Consider the following 7,520-nt stretch of genomic DNA (forward strand, 5'->3'; position numbering starts at 1 on the left):
CTTTATCTTACTTAAAACTCAATCTTTGTAAGAAATTCTGATATTTTTTTCCAGTAATTCTCAGGGTCTTTTACCACGCTCTCAATATGTCCGGCGCCAAGAATCATGCAGTACTGCTTAGGGCAGCTGGCTGCTTCATAGAGTCTTGAACACATATGTGGATCGATAAATGTATCATCATCTCCATGAATGAAAAGAGTTGGAGTTGATGATGAAGCTACAGCTTTAATAGGGCTGGCATCGTTTATATCATATCCGGAACGAATAAGAATAACAGCACGTGCAATAGCTATTGCTATTGGAATAGGAACAAAAGAACCCTTGAAACTCTTGTAGGTGGAAGCAAACTGTTCACGAAGTGTTGAATAGGAGCTGTCTGCAATTGCAGCTTTAACATTATTAGGGAGCTTTTCACCTGTAGTCATAAGAGTTGTTGCAGCACCCATGGACATACCATGAAGGATTATTTTTGCCTGAGGATCTTTTTTAATTATCCAGTAAATCCATTCCATGATATCAAGCCTGTCATCAAGGCCATAACCTATGTATTTACCTTCACTCTTTCCAAAGCCTCTAAGGTCGGGAAGAAGGACATTTAAGCCTTTTTCAAGGTAGTGTTTTGCGTAAATACCATTACTTTCGTGATTATCCCAGATTCCGTGAATAAGGATCACGTATTTATTTGTTTTTTCTTTTGCCGGAATAAATGAAGCATGAAGCTTTAACTGATCAATGCTCTCAATATACATATCCTGTCTGTCAGGATTGTTTCTTACAAAGTATCTGCCCTCTGTGATCAGCTTGTCAAAATCTGCATCTCCGTCGCTGTGCTGATGGGGGATTGAAGTGATCTTGTAGATATAGTTACTAAATGCATAAACGCCACCAAAAAGGGCTGAAAATAAACCAAGTTTAAAAATTGTATTATTCTTACTCATTGTGTCTCCAATCTTGTCATAAATAAACCTAAGAAAGGTTATATATATAATACCATTATTTTAAAGATTAAGATATTTTCCATTTTCATTTTGAAAGAATTGGTTTATATTATTTGTATAACTGTAAATTATTTTAGGGGTATGTAAAATGAAAAAAGCAAAAATCGATAACAAAGTGCAACTATGTATTGATCGTGACTTCACGATCAGCAAGATAGATGAGCGTATATATGGTTCATTTATCGAGCATCTTGGGAGAGCTGTATATGAAGGTATTTATCAGCCCGGTAATAAATTTGCTGATAAAAATGGATATCGTAAGGATGTAATGAAACTTATTAAAGAGATTGGGGTTCCAATCGTAAGATATCCTGGCGGTAATTTTGTATCTGCATTTAATTGGGAAGACAGCATTGGACCTAAAAAAGACAGACCAAGAAGACTTGAGCTTGCGTGGGGAGTAGTAGAAACAAACCAGTTCGGTCTCGACGAGTTTATGGACTGGTGTAAGAAAGTTGGCACAAAGCCAATGTATGCTGTAAACCTTGGTACAAGAGGTATTGAGGATGCTAAAAATGTAATTGAGTACTGCAATATAAAGAGCGGTACAAAGTACAGTGATATGAGAATTAAAAATGGTGCTAAAGATCCGTACAATATCAAGCTTTGGTGCCTTGGCAATGAGATGGATGGACCATGGCAGATGGGACATATGACAGCTGAGGAGTATGGCCTTAAAGCAGGAAGAGCAGGCCATATCATGAAGCTCGTTGATCCTTCAATTGAGACTGTAGTATGCGGATCATCATCTCTTTATATGAATACTTATGGACAGTGGGAAAGAATTGTTCTTGAGAACAGCTATGATACAACAGATTATCTCTCACTCCATACATATTATGGAAATGCTGAAAATGATACACCAAACTTCCTTGCAAGCAGCGTAGCAATGGATCAGTTCATCAGTCAGGTAATCAGCATTTGCGATTATGTTAAGGCTGTTAAGCGTTCAAAGAAGACTATCAACCTTTCATTTGATGAGTGGAACGTATGGTACCATTCCAATGAACAGGATAAAAAGCTTGAGAAATGGTGTGAACATCCACATCAGCTTGAGGATGTTTATAACTTTGAGGATGCACTACTGGTTGGCTCAATGCTCATTACACTTCTCAGACATGCAGACAGAGTTAAGATTGCCTGCCTTGCACAGCTTGTAAATGTTATTGCACCGATAATGACATCAGATACAGGTGCATGGAGACAGACAATTTTCTATCCATATATGCAGGCGAGCGTTTATGGAAGAGGAGAAGTATTAAATACAGTGGTAAAAACACCAACATATGAGTCAAAACATGGTGAAGCACCTTATGTAGACAGCGTAGTTGTTACTGATGAAGAGAACGAGACTCTTACAATCTTCGCAGTTAATAAGAACCTTGAAGAAGATTTCGAGCTTACATGTGACCTTAGACAGTACGCAGGCTATAAAGTTGTTGAGCACAGCGTACTTACTCACAAGGATCTTAAGGCTGAAAACACAGAGAAAAATCCTGACAACGTTAAGCCTGTAGATTTCACAAAGGGCTCTAAAGTTGATAAGGGAATCCTTACAAGCAAACTTCCTGCAAAGAGCTGGAATGTGATCAGACTTGCAAAGTAAATATTATTTATTATAATGAGTGGACATGTCTTGGTAGACATGTCCATTTTCTATATAATAGACTAGTTGGGAATATAGATTGAATAGTTTTAAAAAAAGAGGAATGACATGGAAGTAAAAATAGATAACAGAATGTTTTATAGGAATCTTGCGAGGATAGCTCTTCCTATCGCCCTTCAGAGCCTTATGCTGGCTCTTGTTGCGGCAGCTGATGCACTTATGCTTGGACGAGTAGCGCAACAGCAGATGACGGCAGTATCTTTGGCAACGCAGATTCAATTTGTTCAGAATATGTTTATCTTTTCAGCCATATCAGCGGGTTCAATTTTAGGAGCTCAGTACTGGGGTAAGGGAGATAAGACAACTCTTGAAAACATCTTTAATCTGATGCTTTGGTTTTGCGGAATAGTTTCTATACTGTTTTTTGCAGCATGCGAAATTTGCCCTGAAATCCTTATGAGCATTTTTGCCGGAGATAAAGAACTTATTGAAATTGGCAGTGAATATTTAAGGGTTGCAGGCTGGTCATATCTTATAACAGGAATTTCACAGTGTTATCTGGGCATAATGAAAGTATCTGAGCATGTAAGAACAGGTGCGATAATAAGCTCAACAGCTGTCATTTCAAACATAATCCTCAATGGCCTTTTTATATTTGGATTATTTGGAATACCAAGGATGGAGGCCAGAGGAGCAGCCCTTGCAACAACAATTTCAAGGATTATTGAATTATTCTTATGCATCTTTTTATCATCAGGAGAAAAGTATATAAAACCGGCCTTATCTAGATTTCTTAAGGTACCGCCTCTGCTTATAAAAGACTTCATAAGACAGTGTCTTCCTCTTATGGGCGGATCACTTTGCTGGGGAGTAGGATTCACCTCATATACTGCTATAATGGGGCATATGGGTGTAGATGCCGCAGCTGCAAACTCTGTGGCAGCTGTTGTGAGAGACCTGGTATGTTGCATGTGCAATGGTATCGGAACTGCAACCGGAATTATAGTTGGAAATGAACTTGGAGCAGGTAGGCTTGAAGTTGGTAAAAGATATGGAATCAAGTTAAAAAACATTTCTTACGTTATAGGATTTGTTTCTACAGCCATAGTCATTGCAGTTACGCCATTAGTTGTTCGAGGCGTTATACTTACAGATACAGCAAGAGAATACCTCATAGGAATGATGATAATCATGTCTGTTTATATGATAGGTAGAGCAGTTAATACCGTAACCATAAATGGAGTATTGGATGGCGGCGGAGACACACTATTTGATATGTACAGCCTTATTGTATGCATGTGGATGATAGCAATTCCATTGGCTTTGGCAGGAGCATTTGTATTTCATTGGTCACCTCTTGCAGTGTATGCCTGTACCTGTCTTGACGAAGTAGGAAAGATTCCGTGGGTTATGCACAGATTTAGAAAATATAAATGGGTAAAAGACCTTACGAGGTGATGGTAAACAATGCTTAAAAAGATTGATAAAGTTCTTTTAATATCCTGGATCCTTGCGATTATATCAGCATTTTTTGTGCATCCGGGAAAAGAGTATATTTCATACATAGACTTTAGATCCTTAGGAATCCTGTGGGGACTGATGGTCATTATTCAGGGATTTAAAGAAAATTCCGTATTTGAGAAGATAGCATCAGCTCTTTTATCTAAAGTAAAGAAGGGATGGCAACTGGCGGCAGTATTGGTGTTTATGTGCTTTGTGGGAAGTATGCTCATAACCAACGACGTAGCACTTATAACATTTGTTCCGTTTGCAATCATGATCCTGCATAACTGCGATATGGAAGATATGATGATACCTGTGATCGTTCTTCAGACAATTGCTGCAAATCTTGGAAGTATGCTAACTCCAATTGGTAATCCTCAAAATCTGTATCTATACGGACTTGCTGGTATGGGACTTCCTCAATTTGTTGCAACTATGCTGCCATATAGCTTATTATCAGCAATTATGCTGTTTTGCACAGTTATCATAATATCGTTTAAAAGTGTAACACCTTCGACAAAAAACTCAACGCTCGTTACAAAGAATTTTGGCAGCAAAATTCAGATTTTAATTTATGGAGTACTTTTTACAATAGCTATTTTGACGGTATTGAGAATTTTTATTCCATGGTATATTTTTGTAATTATCGTTTTATTAGTAATACTGGGAATGGATTACAAAATACTTTTTAGAGCTGATTATGTTTTGCTACTCACTTTTATAGGATTCTTTGTGTTCACTGGAAATATGGGCAGAATTGGCTTTATTAGCGACTTTTTCAGAAATACAATAGATGGAAAAGAGTTTGCTATATCAATAATTTTAAGTCAATTTATCAGTAATGTCCCTGCCACATTAATGCTGTCAGGATTTACAACTAATTATAAGGAACTTTTAATTGGAGTAAATGTTGGCGGTCTGGGAACACTTATTGCTTCAATGGCAAGCCTTATCTCATTTAAGTCTTATACAAAAGAGTACAGAGAAAACACAGGAAAGTACGTACTTACATTTACTTTATTCAATATTTTCTTTTTAATAATGCTGGTGATTTTGCAGCTAATTCTATAAGATAGTAATATTGGATAAGAAAGGTTTTTAAATGGCTAAGAGAATAATAATAACAAATGATGATGGGATTAAATCAGATGGAATAATAAGACTTGCAGAGGCTGCAAAGGAGTTTGGCGAGGTGTATGTAATTGCGCCTGATGACCAGAGAAGTGCAGCATCTCACAGCATAACTTTGAGACATGGTATAGATGTTTTTCCATATGATTTTCCTGTTGAAGGAGTTAAGGCATATTCATGTAGCGGAACACCTGCTGATTGCGTAAGAGTAGGTAGTCTTAGTGTGATGCCAGAGAAGCCTGATATCGTAATGTCAGGAATTAATTTTGGATACAATGTTGCTTCAGATATACAGTATTCAGCAACTGTTGGAGCAGCACTTGAAGGTGAGTTTCAGGGATATCTCTCCATTGCTTTTTCTGAAGGGATGAATGGGATTCATGAGACAACAGATAAATACTTAAGAGATATAATGGCTGAGCTTGTGGAAAAAGAGTACACTTCTGGATTTATCTACAACGTGAATTTCCCTGGATGTAAGCTTGAAAAATGCAAAGGCGTTTTAAAAGACAGGGTAGTATCAAGAAGTGCATTTTACAAAGACAGTTATAAAGAAATAGAAAAACTTCCAAACGATGGAGTGAGATACATGGTAGATGGCGCTTTCTCACCAACTCCTGAAGAAGGCACTGATTATGGTGCGATTTTGGATAATTACGTTTCAATTGGACTTGTGGAGAATCTTTGCTGATGGGTTTTAATTCGTTTACTTTTATATTAGTGTTTCTGCCCATACTTCTTATTGGGTGGTTTGCGCTGAATAAATTAGAAAAATATACGGTGGCAGAGGGCTTTTTAACACTTATGTCACTGTATTTCTATTACACTTTTGGAGTGTCTTTTTTACTGATCTTATTGTTCAGTATTGCAGTAAATTATTGCCTGAGCTTTATTATCAAAAAGAGACCACAAACATCAAAAGTCATAAAGATAATAGGTGTAATATTTAACCTGCTACTTTTATTTTATTTCAAATACCTGGGATTTTTTATCGACAATGTCAATGCGATTTCAGGGGCTCACTTATCGGCAAAAGAAATTCTTATGCCTATAGGAATCAGCTTTTTTACCTTCGGACAGATATCATTTATTGTGGACAGAGCCAATAACGAGGCACCGCACTATCCATTTTTGCAATACGCATTATACACAGTGTATTTTCCAAAACTGATCCAGGGACCAATAGCTTTCCACAAAGAAATGATAGATCAGTTTGAAAACAAGGATTTAAGGCGTTTACATGTGGATAACTTTGCCAGCGGACTTACTTCATTCATAATAGGTCTTGCCAAAAAAGTTATTCTGGCAGATACACTTTCTGGCGCAGTAAACTACGGCTTTCAGCAGACCTACTATTTGGATACAATAACAGTAATAGCCGTAATGCTGGCTTATACATTTCAGATATACCTTGATTTTTCAGGATACTGTGATATGGCAAATGGAGTCAGCATGATGCTTGGCTTTAAGCTTCCTGTGAATTTCAATTCTCCTTATAAAGCATCCAGTGCAAAAGAGCTCTGGCAGCGCTGGCACATGACTCTTTCAAGATTCTTCATCAAGTATGTGTATATCCCGCTTGGTGGAAGCAGAAAAGGAAAAGTAAGAACCGTAGTAAATGTTTTGATAGTATTCGTGCTCAGCGGACTCTGGCATGGGGCCGGATGGACCTATATCTGCTGGGGACTTATGCAGGGACTTTTAGTTGTTTGGGATGACCTTGGAATTATGAGCGTAGCTCCGGAAAAAGGGAAAGAATCAAAAGCAAGATACCTGTTTTTTGAGAAGCCTCTTTTAGTTATTCCAAGAGCTCTAGGAAATGCGCTTACCTTTTTTATGTTTGTTATATCCCTTGTATTTTTCAGATCAGAGGATATGGCCCATGCCATAGGAATGTTTAAGAGATTGTTTTTCTGGACATATCCGGGATTCTTATACAGAACAGCATCAAAACTTGAGATTGCAGAGAATTACATACCAAGACAGCTCTTTTCACAGCTTGGTATGAACGCTGACAATACAGTATACGTAGTGACTCTTGTAATATATATCGCAATTTCAGCCTATATTATGACAAGGAAAAACACACAGGAAATTGTTGAAAAAGCAAATTACAGTAAAAAGATGATTCTTGGACTGGCGCTTTTATTTGTATGGTCATTTATATCACTGTCAAATGTCAGCACCTTCATATACTTCCAGTTCTAAGTGCGAGCTGAGAAAATCAGCCGCGCAGCGGATGATTTTCCTCAGCGAGCACGGGGCGCCGTGCTTGTTGAGAA

The 7,520-nt window shown here is 37.6% G+C and carries 6 protein-coding genes; 5 read left to right on the plus strand and 1 reads right to left on the minus strand.

What is annotated here, in order from left to right:
* Positions 1-11: 11 nt before the first annotated feature.
* Entirely contained in the window at positions 12-938 is a 927-nt protein-coding gene (locus E7303_RS14440; protein ID WP_292146105.1) for an alpha/beta hydrolase, read from the minus strand.
* A gap of 148 nt (positions 939-1,086) precedes the next feature.
* Between E7303_RS14440 and arfA the strand changes: the two genes are divergently transcribed.
* The 5 genes from arfA (at position 1,087) to E7303_RS14465 (ending at position 7,446) form a co-directional block, all read left to right on the plus strand.
* Positions 1,087-2,604, plus strand: a complete 1,518-nt coding sequence (arfA, locus tag E7303_RS14445; RefSeq protein WP_292146106.1) for an arabinosylfuranosidase ArfA — start codon at positions 1,087-1,089, stop codon at positions 2,602-2,604.
* Between the two features lie 108 nt (positions 2,605-2,712).
* Positions 2,713-4,062 carry an MATE family efflux transporter gene (locus E7303_RS14450; RefSeq protein WP_292146108.1) on the plus strand — a complete coding sequence of 450 codons (1,350 nt, stop codon included), beginning with the start codon at positions 2,713-2,715 and terminating at the stop codon, positions 4,060-4,062.
* Between the two features lie 9 nt (positions 4,063-4,071).
* Positions 4,072-5,178 carry an SLC13 family permease gene (locus tag E7303_RS14455; protein WP_292146109.1) on the plus strand — a complete coding sequence of 369 codons (1,107 nt, stop codon included), beginning with the start codon at positions 4,072-4,074 and terminating at the stop codon, positions 5,176-5,178.
* Positions 5,179-5,209: 31 nt separating this feature from the next.
* Positions 5,210-5,929, plus strand: coding sequence for a 5'/3'-nucleotidase SurE (surE, locus tag E7303_RS14460; protein WP_292146110.1), 720 nt, complete (start codon positions 5,210-5,212; stop codon positions 5,927-5,929).
* Positions 5,929-7,446, plus strand: a complete 1,518-nt coding sequence (locus tag E7303_RS14465) for an MBOAT family O-acyltransferase (protein WP_292146111.1) — start codon at positions 5,929-5,931, stop codon at positions 7,444-7,446. Before surE ends, E7303_RS14465 begins: the two co-directional genes overlap by 1 nt.
* Positions 7,447-7,520 lie beyond the last annotated feature (74 nt).

Origin of the sequence: Butyrivibrio sp. (assembly GCF_015056685.1) — a bacterium.
In the GTDB taxonomy this organism is placed as follows: Bacteria; Bacillota; Clostridia; order Lachnospirales; family Lachnospiraceae; genus Butyrivibrio.

Excerpts from the sequence above, each read along its gene's own strand:
- surE (WP_292146110.1), top strand. The coding sequence starts at position 5,210 with ATGGCTAAGAGAATAATAATAACAAATGATGATGGGATTAAATCAGAT.
- E7303_RS14455 (WP_292146109.1), top strand. The coding sequence starts at position 4,072 with ATGCTTAAAAAGATTGATAAAGTTCTTTTAATATCCTGGATCCTTGCG.
- E7303_RS14450 (WP_292146108.1), top strand. The coding sequence starts at position 2,713 with ATGGAAGTAAAAATAGATAACAGAATGTTTTATAGGAATCTTGCGAGG.
- E7303_RS14440 (WP_292146105.1), bottom strand. The coding sequence starts at position 938 with ATGAGTAAGAATAATACAATTTTTAAACTTGGTTTATTTTCAGCCCTT.
- arfA (WP_292146106.1), top strand. The coding sequence starts at position 1,087 with ATGAAAAAAGCAAAAATCGATAACAAAGTGCAACTATGTATTGATCGT.
- E7303_RS14465 (WP_292146111.1), top strand. The coding sequence starts at position 5,929 with ATGGGTTTTAATTCGTTTACTTTTATATTAGTGTTTCTGCCCATACTT.